This window comes from Streptomyces sp. NPDC018947 (assembly GCF_044390505.1).
Lineage (GTDB): Bacteria > Actinomycetota > Actinomycetes > Streptomycetales > Streptomycetaceae > Streptomyces.
On record NZ_JBIRZD010000004.1, the window covers coordinates 147,724 to 160,722 of the forward strand.

Below are 12,999 nucleotides of genomic sequence, written 5' to 3' on the forward strand. Positions count from 1 at the left end.
AGATGTCGTGAGCAATGACAGCTTGGCCAACCTCCTGAAGGAGGAGCGACGCTTCGCGCCGCCCGCTGACCTGGCCGCGGGCGCCAACGTCACGGCAGAGGCGTACGAACAGGCCAAGGCTGACAGGCTCGGCTTCTGGGCCGAGCAGGCCCGCCGGCTGACCTGGGCGCAGGAGCCGACCGAGATCCTGGACTGGTCCAACCCGCCGTTCGCCAAGTGGTTCAAGGACGGCAAGCTCAACGTCGCCTACAACTGCGTCGACCGGCACGTGGAGGCCGGCCACGGCGACCGCGTCGCCATCCACTTCGAGGGCGAGCCCGGCGACAGCCGTGCCCTCACCTACTCCCAGCTCAAGGACGAGGTCTCCAAGGCCGCCAACGCCCTGCTGGAGCTGGGTGTGCGCAAGGGCGACCGGGTCGCCGTCTACATGCCGATGATCCCCGAGACGGCCATCGCCATGCTGGCCTGCGCCCGCATCGGGGCCGCCCACTCGGTCGTCTTCGGCGGCTTCTCCTCCGACGCGCTCGCCACCCGCATCCAGGACGCCGACGCCCGTGTCGTGATCACCTCCGACGGCGGTTACCGGCGCGGCAAGCCCTCGGCGCTCAAGCCCGCCGTCGACGAGGCCGTCGAGCGCGCCGGCAACGTCGAGCACGTCCTCGTCGTCCGCCGCACCGGCCAGGACGTGGCCTGGGACGACTCCCGCGACAAGTGGTGGCACGAGACCGTCGACCGGCAGTCCGCCGAGCACACGCCGGAGGCGTTCGACGCCGAGAACCCGCTGTTCATCCTGTACACGTCCGGGACCACGGGCAAGCCGAAGGGCATCCTGCACACCTCCGGCGGCTACCTGACGCAGGTCGCGTACACGCACTGGGCGGTCTTCGACCTCAAGCCGGAAACCGACGTCTTCTGGTGCACCGCCGACGTCGGCTGGGTCACCGGTCACTCGTACATCGTCTACGGCCCGCTCGCCAACGGCGCCACCCAGGTCATGTACGAGGGCACCCCGGACACCCCGCACCAGGGCCGTTTCTGGGAGATCGTGCAGAAGTACGGCGTGACGATCCTCTACACCGCGCCCACCGCGATCCGGACGTTCATGAAGTGGGGCGACGACATCCCCGCGAAGTTCGACCTGTCCTCCCTGCGTGTGCTCGGCTCGGTCGGCGAGCCGATCAACCCGGAGGCCTGGGTCTGGTACCGCAGGACGATCGGCGCGGACAGCACCCCGGTCGTCGACACCTGGTGGCAGACCGAGACCGGCGCCATGATGATCTCCCCGCTGCCGGGCGTGACCGAGACCAAGCCGGGCTCCGCGCAGCGCCCGCTGCCCGGCATCTCCGCCACCGTCGTCGACGACGAGGCGAACGAGGTGCCGAACGGCGGTGGCGGCTACCTGGTCATCACCGAGCCGTGGCCGTCGATGCTGCGCACCATCTGGGGCGACGACCAGCGGTTCATCGACACGTACTGGTCGCGTTTCGAGGGCAGGTACTTCGCCGGCGACGGTGCCAAGAAGGACGACGACGGCGACGTCTGGCTGCTCGGCCGCGTGGACGACGTGATGCTGGTCTCCGGCCACAACATCTCCACCACCGAGGTCGAGTCCGCCCTCGTCTCGCACCCGTCGGTCGCCGAGGCGGCCGTGGTCGGCGCGGCGGACGAGACGACCGGCCAGGCCATCGTGGCCTTCGTGATCCTGCGCGGTACGGCGACGGAGAGCGACGACCTGGTGGCCGAGCTGCGCAACCACGTCGGCGCGCATCTCGGCCCGATCGCCAAGCCCAAGCGGATCCTGCCGGTGGCCGAGCTGCCGAAGACCCGGTCGGGCAAGATCATGCGGCGTCTGCTGCGCGACGTGGCGGAGAACCGCCAGCTCGGTGACGTCACGACCCTGACCGACTCCACGGTCATGGACCTGATCCAGGCCAAGCTCCCGGCGTCGCCGAGCGAGGACTGATCCGGCAGACTGAATCGGACGCTCCGAGGGCACCCGGCGGGAGAACCGCCGGGTGCCCTCCCGCGTGGGGGCGTCCACGGCGCGAGACCGGTGCGGCCCGTCCACGCCGGTGCCACGTTAGGTAAGCTAAAGAAAGCGTCAACGTCACAACAAGATCCTCATGGTGCGCCGGGAAGTCTGGTCGGCATGTGTTCCGTGCTGCCCATCGACCGGAGGTCCACCCCGTGACAACGCCCCGCACTCCCCGCAAGGTCTTCAACCGGCTGTCCCTTCCGGAGCGGACCTACGTCGTGGACGCGCTGCGCACCGAGACCGTCGGCGGTGTCCTGCTGCTGGCCGCGGCGGTGGCCGCCCTGATCTGGGCGAACATACCGGCGCTGCGGGACAGCTACGCGAGCGTCAGCCACTTCCACTTCGGGCCCGAGGCACTCGGGCTGAACCTGTCGGTCGCGCACTGGGCGGCCGACGGGCTGCTGGCCGTCTTCTTCTTCGTGGCCGGGATCGAGCTCAAGCGGGAGCTGGTCGCGGGCGACCTCAAGGACCCCAAGGCCGCCGCGCTGCCGGTGGTGGCGGCCCTGTGCGGCATGGCCGCACCGGCGGTCGTCTACGCGGTCACCAACGGCGTGGGCGGCGGCTCCCTGGCAGGCTGGGCCGTACCCACCGCCACCGACATCGCCTTCGCGCTCGCCGTCCTCGCGGTGATCGGCACCTCCCTGCCGAGCGCGCTGCGCGCCTTCCTGCTGACGCTCGCCGTCGTCGACGACCTCTTCGCGATCCTGATCATCGCGGTCTTCTTCACCGAGAGTCTGAACTTCGCCGCGCTCGGCGGCGCCGCCGCCGGTCTCGCGGTGTTCTGGCTGCTGCTGCGCAAGGGCGTACGCGGCTGGTACGTGTACGTCCCGCTCGCCCTGGTCATCTGGGGCCTGATGTACAACAGCGGCGTCCACGCCACCATCGCGGGCGTCGCCATGGGCCTGATGCTGCGCTGCCACACCCGCGAGGGCGAGTCGCACTCCCCCGGCGAGCACATCGAGCACCTGGTGCGGCCGCTGTCGGCCGGGCTGGCCGTACCTCTGTTCGCGCTGTTCAGCGCGGGTGTGTCCCTCTCGGGCGGTGCGCTGGCCGACGTGTTCACCCGGCCGGAGACGCTCGGCGTCGTGCTCGGGCTCGTCGTCGGCAAGACGCTCGGCATCTTCGGCGGCACCTGGCTGACCGCGCGCTTCACCAAGGCCTCGCTCAGCGACGACCTCGCCTGGGCCGACGTGTTCGCCGTGGCGACGCTGGCCGGCATCGGGTTCACCGTCTCGCTGCTCATCGGCGAGCTGGCCTTCGAGGGCGACGCGGCGCTGACCGACGAGGTCAAGGCCGCCGTCCTGACCGGCTCGCTCCTCGCGGCGCTGCTGGCCACGGTGCTGCTGAAGATCCGCAACGCCAAGTACCGCCGCATGACCGAGGCCGAGGAGCGCGACGACGACCTCAGCGGAGTGCCGGACGTCTACGAGGAGGACGACCCGGCGTACCACCTGCGCATGGCCGCCATCCACGAGCGCAAGGCCGCCGAGCACCGGCGGATCGCGGCGGAGATGGAGCGGGCCCGGCTTGCCGAAGTGCCGGGCGGGGCAGGCGAGCAGGGCGACGGTCCGGCATGATCTGACGAGACGGTACAAAAGACGGGACCGTTCGCGCGCGGCCGAAGGACGACCGCCACGGAACCGTAGGCAGCGAGCCAGCAGAAGAGGGAGACCGCGATGAGCGCACCCGACGGCAGCCCGGTCGGCGCCGAACGCACCATCGGACAGCTTTTCGCCTCGGCGACCACCGAGATGTCGGCGCTGGTGCACGACGAGATCGCGCTGGCCAAGGCGCAGCTCAAGCAGGACGTCAAGCGCGGTGCGACCAGCGGCGGCGCCTTCTCGATGGCCGGGCTGCTCCTGGTCTTCTCCCTGCCGATGCTGAACTTCGCCCTGGCCTACGGGATCCGCACCTGGAGCGGCTGGAACCTCGCGGTCTGCTTCCTGCTGTCCTTCGCGGCGAACGTGCTGGTCGCAGGGCTGCTCGCGCTGATCGGCGTCGCCTTCGCCAAGAAGGCCAAGAAGGGCCGCGGCCCCCAGAAGGTGGCCGCCTCGATGAAGCAGTCGGCGGGCGTCCTGCAGAACGCCAAGCCGCACCCGCGCACCGAGCTGCCCGGGGACCGGTCCCCCCGGGCCATCGAGGCTGTGGCACGCTCGTCCTCATGACGGACCCCGCCACTCCAACGGTGCAACCCACCTCGGTCGTACGGATCGGCCTACCCGGCGGGCGCGAAGTGACCCACCGGGACGTCGCCGCCAACGGCGCCCGCTTCCACATCGCCGAGCTGGGCGACGGACCGCTGGTGCTGCTGCTGCACGGCTTCCCCCAGTTCTGGTGGACCTGGCGGCACCAGCTCACGGCACTCGCCGACGCCGGTTTCCGCGCCGTCGCCATGGACCTGCGCGGCGTCGGCGGCAGCGACCGCACCCCGCGCGGCTACGACCCCGCGGGCCTCGCCCTGGACATCACCGGCGTGGTGCGCTCGCTCGGCGAGCCGGACGCCGCGCTGGTCGGCCACGACCTGGGCGGATACCTCGCCTGGACGGCCGCCGCGATGCGCCCCAAGCTGGTGCGCCGGCTCGCGGTGACGTCGATGCCGCATCCCCGGCGCTGGCGCGCGGCCATGCTCGGGGACGTCCGGCAGAGCCGGGCCGGCTCGTACATCTGGGGTTTCCAGCGTCCCTGGGTGCCGGAACGGCAGCTCACCGCGGACGACGGCGCGCTGGTCGGCCGGCTCATCCACGACTGGTCGGGGCCACGGCTGCCGGACGAGGAGGCGGTGGAGGCCTACCGCCGGGCCATGTGCATTCCGTCCACGGCCCACTGCTCCGTGGAGCCGTACCGCTGGCTGGTGCGTTCCCTCGCCCGGCCCGACGGCATCCAGTTCTACCGCCGCATGAAGCGGCCGGTGCGGGTGCCGACGCTGCACCTGCACGGCTCGCTGGACCCCGTGATGCGGACGAAGAGCGCGGCGGGATCGGGACAGTACGTGGAAGCGCCGTACCGCTGGCGGCTGTTCGACGGGCTCGGGCACTTCCCGCACGAAGAGGATCCGGTCACGTTCTCCACCGAACTGATCAACTGGCTTAAGGATCCCGAACCCGATCGGTGACCGAACGATCGCGCCCGGTATCCGAACCGGAACGCTTGTCCTATGAACGGCCACTTGCCCGGCGCATAGGCCAATTGGGGGCCGCGGACACGGTTATCGACCTTGGGGCGGGGGCACACGTCCCGGTATGGGCTGGACGCACGACTACAGTGACGTAGCACGCGACGGCCGCTCCACGAGCGGCGCGAGCACCCACCGCCGAGGCGGCACCCCGCAACTGGCGGGCACCGACCTACGGGTGGTGGGCATTCCGCGCATCCTGCGCCGCCGGGCCCGCTGGGTCTCCGTACGCCTGCGTCATCCGCGCGGCTGAACACCGCGCGGCCCCGGCTCGTCCCCCGGACTAGAGCGCGCAGCTGTCGCTGTCCACCTGCTGGTTGGCGGCGCGGCCCTCGGTGATGTCCTCGCGGATCTCGTCGGCGGTGAGCGCGTAACCGGTGTCCGCGTCGTCGAGGGACTTGGCGAAGACCACGCCGTACACCTCGCCGTCGGGCGTCAGCAGGGGGCCGCCGGAGTTGCCCTGACGGACGGTCGCGTACAGCGAGTAGACGTCGCGGCGGACGGTGTCGCGGTGGTAGATGTCCGGGCCGTTGGCCGTGATGCGCCCGCGCACGCGCGCGGCGCGCACGTCGTACGCCCCGTTCTCCGGGAAGCCGGCGACGATCGCGCTGTCGTCCCTGTTCGCGTCCTCGTCCGTGAACCGCAGGGCGGGCGCCTTCAGTTCCGGGACGTCCAGTACGGCGATGTCGCGCCGCCAGTCGTAGAGGACGACCGTCGCGTCGTACTTGCGGCCCTCGCCGCCTATCTGGACGGTGGGTTCGTCGACGCCGCCCACGACATGGGCGTTGGTCATCACGCGGCGCTCGGCGAAGACGAAGCCGGTGCCCTCCAGGACCTTGCCGCAGCCGGTGGCCGTGCCCACGACCTTGACGATGGAACGCTTGGCGCGGGTGGCGACCGGACTGTTGACGAGGGCCGGGTCGGGCGGCTGGACGTCGGTGATCGGCTCGTTGGAGAACGGGCTGAAGACCTGCGGGAAGCCGTTCTGCGCGAGGACGGACGAGAAGTCGGCGAACCAGGTGTCGGCCTGCGTGGGCAGCGCCCGGGAGACGCCCTGAAGCACCTTGGAGCTGCGCACCTCCTTGCCGAGCGTCGGCAGTGTGGTGCCGGCGAGGGCGGACCCGATGAGCCAGGCGACCAGGAGCATGGCGACGACGTTGACCAGGGCGCCGCCGGTGGCGTCCAGGGCGCGGGCCGGTGACCAAGTGATGTACCGGCGCAGCTTGTTGCCCAGGTGGGTGGTCAGTGCCTGGCCGACGGAGGCGCAGACGATGACGACGACGACCGCGACCACGGCGGCCGTCGTGCTCACCTCCGCGTTGTCCGTCAGGGCGTCCCACGCGACCGGGAGCAGATAGACGGCGACGAGACCGCCGCCGAGGAAGCCGATCACGGACAGGATGCCGACCACGAAGCCCTGGCGGTAGCCGACGATCGCGAACCAGACGGCGGCGAGCAGCAGCAGGATGTCCAGCACGTTCACGGATTCAGGCCTCGCCTCGTCGTCCTACGCTCACACCGGTCACCCTGTCATGACCGCCAGTCCAACGGGACCCGCTTGTCCCTGTCCCAGGGCCGCTCCCAGCCCGCGAAGTGCAGCAACCGGTCGATGATCCCGGCGGTGAAGCCCCACACCAGGGTCGATTCGACCAGGAATGCCGGGCCTTCGTGACCGAGAGGGTGGACGGCGGTGACCCGGTTGGCGGGGTCCGTGAGATCTGCCACGGGGACCGTGAAGACCCGCGCCGTCTCGTTCGGATCGACGACGCCCACCGGGCTCGGTTCGCGCCACCAGCCCAGCACCGGCGTGACGACGAAGCCACTGACCGGGATGTAGAGCTTGGGCAGGGCTCCGAAGAGCTGCACTCCGGACGGCTGGAGGCCGGTCTCCTCCTCGGCCTCGCGCAGCGCGGCCCGCAGGGGGCCCTCACCCTGCGGATCACCGTCCTCCGGATCGAGGGAGCCGCCCGGGAACGAGGGCTGGCCCGCGTGCGAGCGCAGGGAACTGGCCCGCTCCATGAGCAGCAACTCGGGGCCGTGACCGCCCTCGCTCTCGGCTCTGCCCTCGCCGAACAGGACCAGCACGGCGGACTGGCGCCCGGCACCGTCCTCCGGCGGCAGGAAACGGCTGAGCTGCCCCGGCCGCACCGTCCGGACGGCCCGCGCCACCGGCTCCAGCCAGCCGGGCAGGCCCGTGTCACTGAGCGCCACGCCCTGGGTGTTGCCCGCCCGTGTCATCGCCACCCCCGTTCCGCCCTGTCCAACGCCCGGTGCCCCCGTGTTCGTTCCGTCATCCGGCCCCCAGCGGCGGCGCCGGGGTGCCGCCCGCGTCCAGATAGGCCTGCGGGGGCTTGAGCCGCTGGCCGGGAAGGCCCCCCTTCTCGTACTTCAGCAGCTTCTTCGCCTTCTCCGGGTCCGTCTCCCCCTCGCCGTAGGCGGGGCAGAGCGGGGCGATGGGGCAGGCCCCGCACGCGGGCTTGCGGGCGTGGCAGATGCGGCGGCCGTGCCAGATCACATGGTGGGACAGGTCCGTCCAGTCGCTCTTCGGGAAGAGCGCGCCGACGGCGGCCTCGATCTTGTCGGGGTCGGTCTCCTCGGTCCACTGCCAGCGGCGCACCAGGCGCTGGAAGTGCGTGTCGACGGTGATGCCGGGGCGGCCGAAGGCGTTGCCGAGCACGACGAAGGCGGTCTTGCGGCCGACGCCGGGCAGCTTGACGAGGTCGGCGAGACGGCCGGGGACCTCGCCGCCGAAGTCCTCCACGAGGGCCTTGGACAGCCCTATGACCGACTTGGTCTTGGCCCGGAAGAACCCGGTCGGGCGCAGGATCTCCTCGACCTCCTCCGGGTCGGCCGCGGCCAGGTCCTCGGGGGTGGGGTACCTGGCGAACAGGGCGGGCGTGGTCTGGTTGACCCGCAGGTCGGTGGTCTGGGCGGAGAGCACCGTGGCCACGACCAACTGGAAGGGGTTCTCGAAGTCCAGCTCCGGGTGGGCGTACGGATACACCTCGGCCAGCTCGCGGTTGATGCGGCGGGCGCGGCGGACCAGGGCGGTGCGCGACTCGTGGCGCGGGGACTTCGGGGCGATGGTCTTCGCCGGGGCGAGGCCCTCGACGGCGGCAGCGGCCTTCCCGGGGACGACGGCCGGCTTCCTGGCGGGCGCCTGCGCCTTGATCGCCGCCCGCTTCCCGGGCTTCGCCCGCTTCTTGGGCTGCGCCTGCTCGGCTCCGGGGGGCTGCTTCTCGGCCGACGCGGTCCTCTTGGCAGCCGCGCCCTTCTCGGCCGGTGCGGCCTTCTCGGCCGACGCCGCCTTCTTCGCCGACGTGGCCTTCTTCGCGGGTGCCGCCTCGCTCGCGGACGCGGCCTTCGCCGGCGCCGGCTTCCCCGCCGCCCCGGCCTTCTTCGCGGGCGCGCGCTTCTCCGCGGTCACCCGCTTGGCAGGTGCCGCCCCTTTTGCCGTTTTCGCCGTTTTCCTACCGCCGCCGGGGCCCTGTTCGCCCACAGCGGAATCGCGACGTACAACCACCCGCGCAGCCCCCTAGGCCTGTGCTCTCACCGGCGACTTGGACACCCGGCCAGCCTACGACCCGCCACCGGCATCCGCCCCGGACCCTGAAGATCGGCGTCCAATTGGACCCCTGCCGCGTACCCCGGGACATGTGTGCGGCATCCTTGTGACAGATCACACTGTTTGGACTGTCCGGCAAAATGGGCACCACGGACCCCTGGTAGACGGGGGAACAAGATCCTCTGAGCCGGTCGACAAGGAGAGAACTCGTGGACGACGTTCTGCGGCGCAACCCGCTCTTCGCGGCGCTCGACGACGAGCAATCCGCGGAACTCCGCGCCTCCATGAGCGAGGTGACCCTCGCCCGGGGCGACTCACTGTTCCACGAGGGCGACCCCGGAGACCGCCTTTACGTGGTCACGGAGGGCAAGGTCAAGCTGCACCGCACCTCCCCCGACGGCCGCGAGAACATGCTGGCCGTGGTCGGCCCCAGCGAGCTGATCGGTGAGCTGTCGCTCTTCGACCCGGGCCCGCGCACGGCGACCGCCACCGCGCTGACCGAGGTGAAGCTGCTCGCCCTCGGCCACAGCGACCTCCAGCCCTGGCTGAACGTCCGCCCCGAGGTGGCCACCGCGCTGCTGCGTGCCGTCGCACGCCGGCTGCGCAAGACCAACGACGCCATGTCGGACCTGGTCTTCTCCGACGTCCCGGGCCGTGTCGCCCGCGCCCTGCTGGACCTCTCCCGCCGCTTCGGCGTGCAGTCCGAGGAGGGCATCCACGTCGTGCACGACCTGACGCAGGAGGAGCTGGCCCAGCTCGTCGGCGCGTCCCGCGAGACGGTCAACAAGGCCCTCGCCGACTTCGCCCAGCGGGGCTGGCTCCGGCTGGAGGCCCGAGCGGTGATCCTGCTGGACGTGGAGCGGCTGGCCAAGCGCTCCCGCTGACCGCGGTTCAGTCGGGGAGCTGGATGAGCCCGTGCTCCCCCAGGTACTCGAGCTGCGCCCGTACGGACAGCTCCGCCGCCGGCCACAGTGAGCGGTCGACGTCCGCGTACACGTGGGCGACGACCTCGCCGGGTGTCCGGTAGCCGTTCTCCACGGCCGTCTCGACCTGGGCGAGGCGGTGGGCGCGGTGGGCGAGGTAGAACTCGACGGCGCCCTGGGCGTCCTCCAGGACGGGCCCGTGGCCCGGCAGCACCGTGTGCACGCCGTCGTCGGTGGTGAGCGACCTGAGCCGCCGCAGGGAGTCCAGGTAGTCGCCCAGACGGCCGTCGGGATGCGCCACGACCGTCGTGCCGCGCCCCAGGATCGTGTCGCCCGTCAGCACCGCCCGGTCGGCGGGCAGATGGAAGCACAGGGAGTCCGCGGTGTGGCCCGGGGTCGGGACGACCCTCAGCTCCAGGCCGCCGACCGTGATCACGTCTCCCGCGGACAGCCCCTCGTCGCCGAGCCGCAGCGCCGGGTCCAGTGCGCGCACGCCGGTGCCCGTCAGCTCCGCGAACCGGGCGGCGCCCTCGGCGTGGTCCGGGTGACCGTGCGTCAGCAGGGTCAGGGCGATCCGCCTGCCCGCCCGTTCGGCGGTGTCGACGACGTGCCGCAGGTGCGCCTCGTCCAGCGGGCCCGGGTCGACCACGACGGCCAGGTCGGAGTCGGGCTCGGCGAGGATCCAGGTGTTCGTGCCGTCCAGGGTCATCGCGGAGGCGTTGGGCGCGAGGACGTTCACCGCGCGCGTGGTGGCCGGTCCCGACAGGACCCCGCCGCGCGGCTGGCCGGGCAGTGCTGCTGCGTCCGTCATTCGGGGGCTCCCCCGGTCGGGTCGGAAGGGGTGGGGCCGGAGGGCGCCGGCGTGCTCGGGATGTGCTTGGTGAACTCGTCGTGCCCCGGCCAGGAGAGCACGATCTCGCCCTCGGCCAGCCGTGCCTTCGCCACTACGGGCGTCATGTCGCGGCCGGTCGCCGACGCGAGCGCCTCGGCCGCCGTGCCGTGCTCCGCGAGCCCGCGCAGGGTGGCGATGGTCGGCGGCATCATCAGCAGTTCGCCCTTGTCGTACCCGGCGGCCGCGTCGGCCGGGGTGATCCACACCGTGCGGTCGGCCTCCGTGGAGGCGTTGCGCGTGCGCTGCCCCTCGGGGAGGACGGCCACGAAGAACCAGGTGTCGTAGCGCCGGGCCTCGAACTCCGGGGTGATCCAGCGGGCCCAGGCGCCCAGCAGGTCCGAGCGCAGCACGAGCCCCCTGCGGTCCAGGAACTCCGCGAACGACAGCTCGCGGGCGACCAGCGCGGCCCGGTCCGTCTCCCAGTCCTCGCCCGTCGTGTCACCGACCACCGCGTCGGGGGCCGCGCCCGCGAGCAGGACGCCCGCCTCCTCGTAGGTCTCCCGTACGGCCGCGCAGACGATCGCCTGGGCGCCCGCCTCGTCGACGCCGAGCCGGTCCGCCCACCACGCGCGCGTGGGGCCCGCCCAGCCGATGTCGCGGTCGTCGTCGCGCGGGTCGACCCCGCCGCCCGGATAGGCGTACGCGCCCCCGGCGAACGCCATGGAGGTGCGGCGGCGCAGCATGTGGACGGCGGGGCCGGAGCCGGTGTCCTTCAGGAGCATGACGGTCGCCGCGCGCCTCGGGGTGACCGGGGTGAGGGTGCCGGCCGCGAGCGCGCGGATGCGGTCCGGCCACTCCGGGGGGTACCACTGACCATTCGCCTGCCCATTCGCCATGGCCGGAGGCTATCCGGTGACGGGCGGATGTTCGAGTGGCCCCCGGGACCGGTCGGCTCAGCCGGGGAGGTTGGCCAGCCACTCGGTGAGCAGCCGGTTCGTCTCCTCGGGCCGCTCCTGCTGGAGCCAGTGCCCGCAGCCCTCCAGGAGGTGCGAGGCGGTGAGGCCGGGCAGGGTGGCGGGATACGCCTCGATCGCCTCGGAGAGCCAGGTGGTGGAGGCGTCCCGGCCGCCGCCGAGGAACAGGGACGGCTGGGTGACGGGGGCGCCCGCGTGGCCGGCCAGGTCCGCCCAGTCCCGGTCCATGTTGCGGTAGCGGTTGAGGGCGCCGGTCAGACCGGTGCGCTCGAACTCCCCCGCGTAGACGTCCAGGTCCTCCTCGGTGAGCCAGGAGGGCAGCCGGCCGTCGGCCGGGAAGCGGTCGCGCAGCCTGCCGCCGGGGGTGACGAAGTGCGGGTCGGGCGCCTCGGGGCCGGGCATGGTGTCGGCGGACAGGGACGCGTAGAAACCGGCGAGCCAGCCTCGGACGTCGGGTTCGATCTCCGCCTCGGCGCGGCCGGGTTCCTGGAAGTAGGAGACGTAGAACTCCTGCCCGGCGAAGGGGCCACCGGGGGCGCTCATCCCTGCGAAGACCTCGCTGGGCCTCGGGCCGCCGGGCGGGGTGTACGGCACGCTCAGCAGGCCGACCGCGCGGAACACGTCGGGTCGCAGCAGCGCGGAGTGCGCGGCGACGGTCGCGCCCCAGTCGTGGCCGACGATCACCGCGGACCGCTCGCCGAGGGCCTCGACGACGGCGACGTTGTCCGCCACGAGGTCGAGCATCCGGTACGCCTCCACGGCGCCCGGGCGGGAGGAGCGTCCGTAGCCGCGCACGTCGATCGCGGCGGCGCGGAAGCCCGCGGCGGCCAGCGCGGGGAGCTGGCGGCGCCAGGAGTACCAGGACTCGGGGAAGCCGTGGACGAGCAGGACCAGGGGGCCGCTGCCCTGCTCCACGAGATGGATCCGCCCGGCCGGCGAGGGCACCAGCCGGTGGACGGGACGCTGGTCGGTCACGGACGTCTGCTGCATGGCTCCTCCGGGCACGTCTGTCGGCACGGCACCCGCGTCCGGCCGTCCGGCCGCGGCCCCGGGGACGATGCTGCGAGGCCGGCCTCGGGAGGGGCGAGGTTTGTTGCCGGGCCGGCAAAACGCGGGCCGGGGCGACACGGCCCGAACGAGCCGTGCCGGGGCGACACGGCCCGAACGAGCCGGGGCGGTGGGCCGGGGCCGGCCCGGGGCCTCGAGCGGCGTGTGCCGGACCGGAGCACGGATGCGGAGGGAGTCCCCCGGGAGGGCCGCCTCGGCGATCGGACACCGGCAGGCGCGTGCCCGTCCGGCTCACCGGGCGTCTCGGGCGGCAGCCCGGCGCGGGCGAGGGGCACCCGCCCCGGGCCGCGGAGTCGGCGCCGGTCACCGCGGCGCCCCGCGAGGCGGCCGATCAGCAGACCGGGCCGGCAGCGCTGGGGAGCGCGGGCCGGACCCGCCACAGGGGCGGCCGGGCAGCGGGCCCGTCACTGCCCGCTCCCGGCCCGCCCGA

At 72.5% G+C, this 12,999-nt stretch carries 12 protein-coding genes; 6 read left to right on the forward strand and 6 right to left on the reverse strand.

The genetic code is table 11. The features are described from left to right. The first annotated feature begins 7 nt into the window (after nt 1-7). The 5 genes from acs (at nt 8) to ACH499_RS10945 (ending at nt 5,460) form a co-directional block, all read left to right on the forward strand. Complete coding sequence (gene acs, locus ACH499_RS10925) at nt 8-1,963, forward strand: acetate--CoA ligase (RefSeq protein WP_399014945.1); 1,956 nt, start codon at nt 8-10, stop codon at nt 1,961-1,963. A 224-nt stretch (nt 1,964-2,187) separates the two neighbouring features. Beyond that, nucleotides 2,188-3,612, forward strand: a complete 1,425-nt coding sequence (gene nhaA, locus ACH499_RS10930) for a Na+/H+ antiporter NhaA (protein ID WP_399014947.1) — start codon at nt 2,188-2,190, stop codon at nt 3,610-3,612. Between the two features lie 99 nt (nt 3,613-3,711). Then, on the forward strand, nt 3,712-4,200 hold the full coding sequence (locus ACH499_RS10935) for a phage holin family protein (protein WP_399014949.1): 489 nt from the start codon (nt 3,712-3,714) through the stop codon (nt 4,198-4,200). Next, nucleotides 4,197-5,147: an alpha/beta fold hydrolase gene (locus ACH499_RS10940; protein WP_399014951.1), complete on the forward strand. Its 951-nt coding sequence runs from the start codon at nt 4,197-4,199 to the stop codon at nt 5,145-5,147. The genes ACH499_RS10935 and ACH499_RS10940 overlap by 4 nt, the downstream gene beginning before the upstream one ends. A gap of 127 nt (nt 5,148-5,274) precedes the next feature. After that, a complete protein-coding gene (locus tag ACH499_RS10945; protein WP_356203044.1) occupies nt 5,275-5,460 on the forward strand; it encodes a hypothetical protein in 186 nt (61 codons plus the stop codon). 30 nt (nt 5,461-5,490) lie between these two features. Here ACH499_RS10945 and ACH499_RS10950 read toward each other — a convergent pair whose 3' ends face one another. From ACH499_RS10950 to nth, 3 genes are read right to left on the reverse strand one after another with little or no spacing between them, the layout of a single operon-like run. Further along, on the reverse strand, nt 5,491-6,690 hold the full coding sequence (locus ACH499_RS10950; protein WP_356203043.1) for a MarP family serine protease: 1,200 nt from the start codon (nt 6,688-6,690) through the stop codon (nt 5,491-5,493). A 47-nt stretch (nt 6,691-6,737) separates the two neighbouring features. Beyond that, entirely contained in the window at nt 6,738-7,445 is a 708-nt protein-coding gene (locus tag ACH499_RS10955; protein WP_356203137.1) for a CoA pyrophosphatase, read from the reverse strand. Nucleotides 7,446-7,497: 52 nt separating this feature from the next. Further along, nucleotides 7,498-8,634: an endonuclease III gene (gene nth, locus ACH499_RS10960; RefSeq protein ID WP_399014954.1), complete on the reverse strand. Its 1,137-nt coding sequence runs from the start codon at nt 8,632-8,634 to the stop codon at nt 7,498-7,500. A gap of 347 nt (nt 8,635-8,981) precedes the next feature. On the opposite strand from nth, the gene ACH499_RS10965 reads away from it, so the two are divergent. Then, complete coding sequence (locus ACH499_RS10965; RefSeq protein WP_356203042.1) at nt 8,982-9,656, forward strand: Crp/Fnr family transcriptional regulator; 675 nt, start codon at nt 8,982-8,984, stop codon at nt 9,654-9,656. A gap of 7 nt (nt 9,657-9,663) precedes the next feature. On the opposite strand, the gene ACH499_RS10970 is transcribed toward ACH499_RS10965, so the two are convergent. The 3 genes from ACH499_RS10970 to ACH499_RS10980 are packed head-to-tail and all read right to left on the reverse strand — an operon-like array spanning nt 9,664 to nt 12,491. Then, on the reverse strand, nt 9,664-10,506 hold the full coding sequence (locus ACH499_RS10970; RefSeq protein ID WP_356203041.1) for an MBL fold metallo-hydrolase: 843 nt from the start codon (nt 10,504-10,506) through the stop codon (nt 9,664-9,666). Next, complete coding sequence (locus tag ACH499_RS10975; RefSeq protein ID WP_356203039.1) at nt 10,503-11,423, reverse strand: NUDIX hydrolase; 921 nt, start codon at nt 11,421-11,423, stop codon at nt 10,503-10,505. Before ACH499_RS10975 ends, ACH499_RS10970 begins: the two co-directional genes overlap by 4 nt. Before the next feature lie 57 nt (nt 11,424-11,480). Continuing rightward, nucleotides 11,481-12,491: an alpha/beta fold hydrolase gene (locus ACH499_RS10980; protein ID WP_399014956.1), complete on the reverse strand. Its 1,011-nt coding sequence runs from the start codon at nt 12,489-12,491 to the stop codon at nt 11,481-11,483. Nucleotides 12,492-12,999 lie beyond the last annotated feature (508 nt).

What these genes read in the sequence shown, in the direction of transcription:
- ACH499_RS10945 (WP_356203044.1), top strand. Translation starts at nt 5,275, where the DNA reads ATGGGCTGGACGCACGACTACAGTGACGTAGCACGCGACGGCCGCTCC.
- ACH499_RS10955 (WP_356203137.1), bottom strand. Translation starts at nt 7,445, where the DNA reads ATGACACGGGCGGGCAACACCCAGGGCGTGGCGCTCAGTGACACGGGC.
- ACH499_RS10935 (WP_399014949.1), top strand. Translation starts at nt 3,712, where the DNA reads ATGAGCGCACCCGACGGCAGCCCGGTCGGCGCCGAACGCACCATCGGA.
- ACH499_RS10980 (WP_399014956.1), bottom strand. Translation starts at nt 12,491, where the DNA reads ATGCAGCAGACGTCCGTGACCGACCAGCGTCCCGTCCACCGGCTGGTG.
- ACH499_RS10975 (WP_356203039.1), bottom strand. Translation starts at nt 11,423, where the DNA reads ATGGCGAATGGGCAGGCGAATGGTCAGTGGTACCCCCCGGAGTGGCCG.
- ACH499_RS10940 (WP_399014951.1), top strand. Translation starts at nt 4,197, where the DNA reads ATGACGGACCCCGCCACTCCAACGGTGCAACCCACCTCGGTCGTACGG.
- ACH499_RS10970 (WP_356203041.1), bottom strand. Translation starts at nt 10,506, where the DNA reads ATGACGGACGCAGCAGCACTGCCCGGCCAGCCGCGCGGCGGGGTCCTG.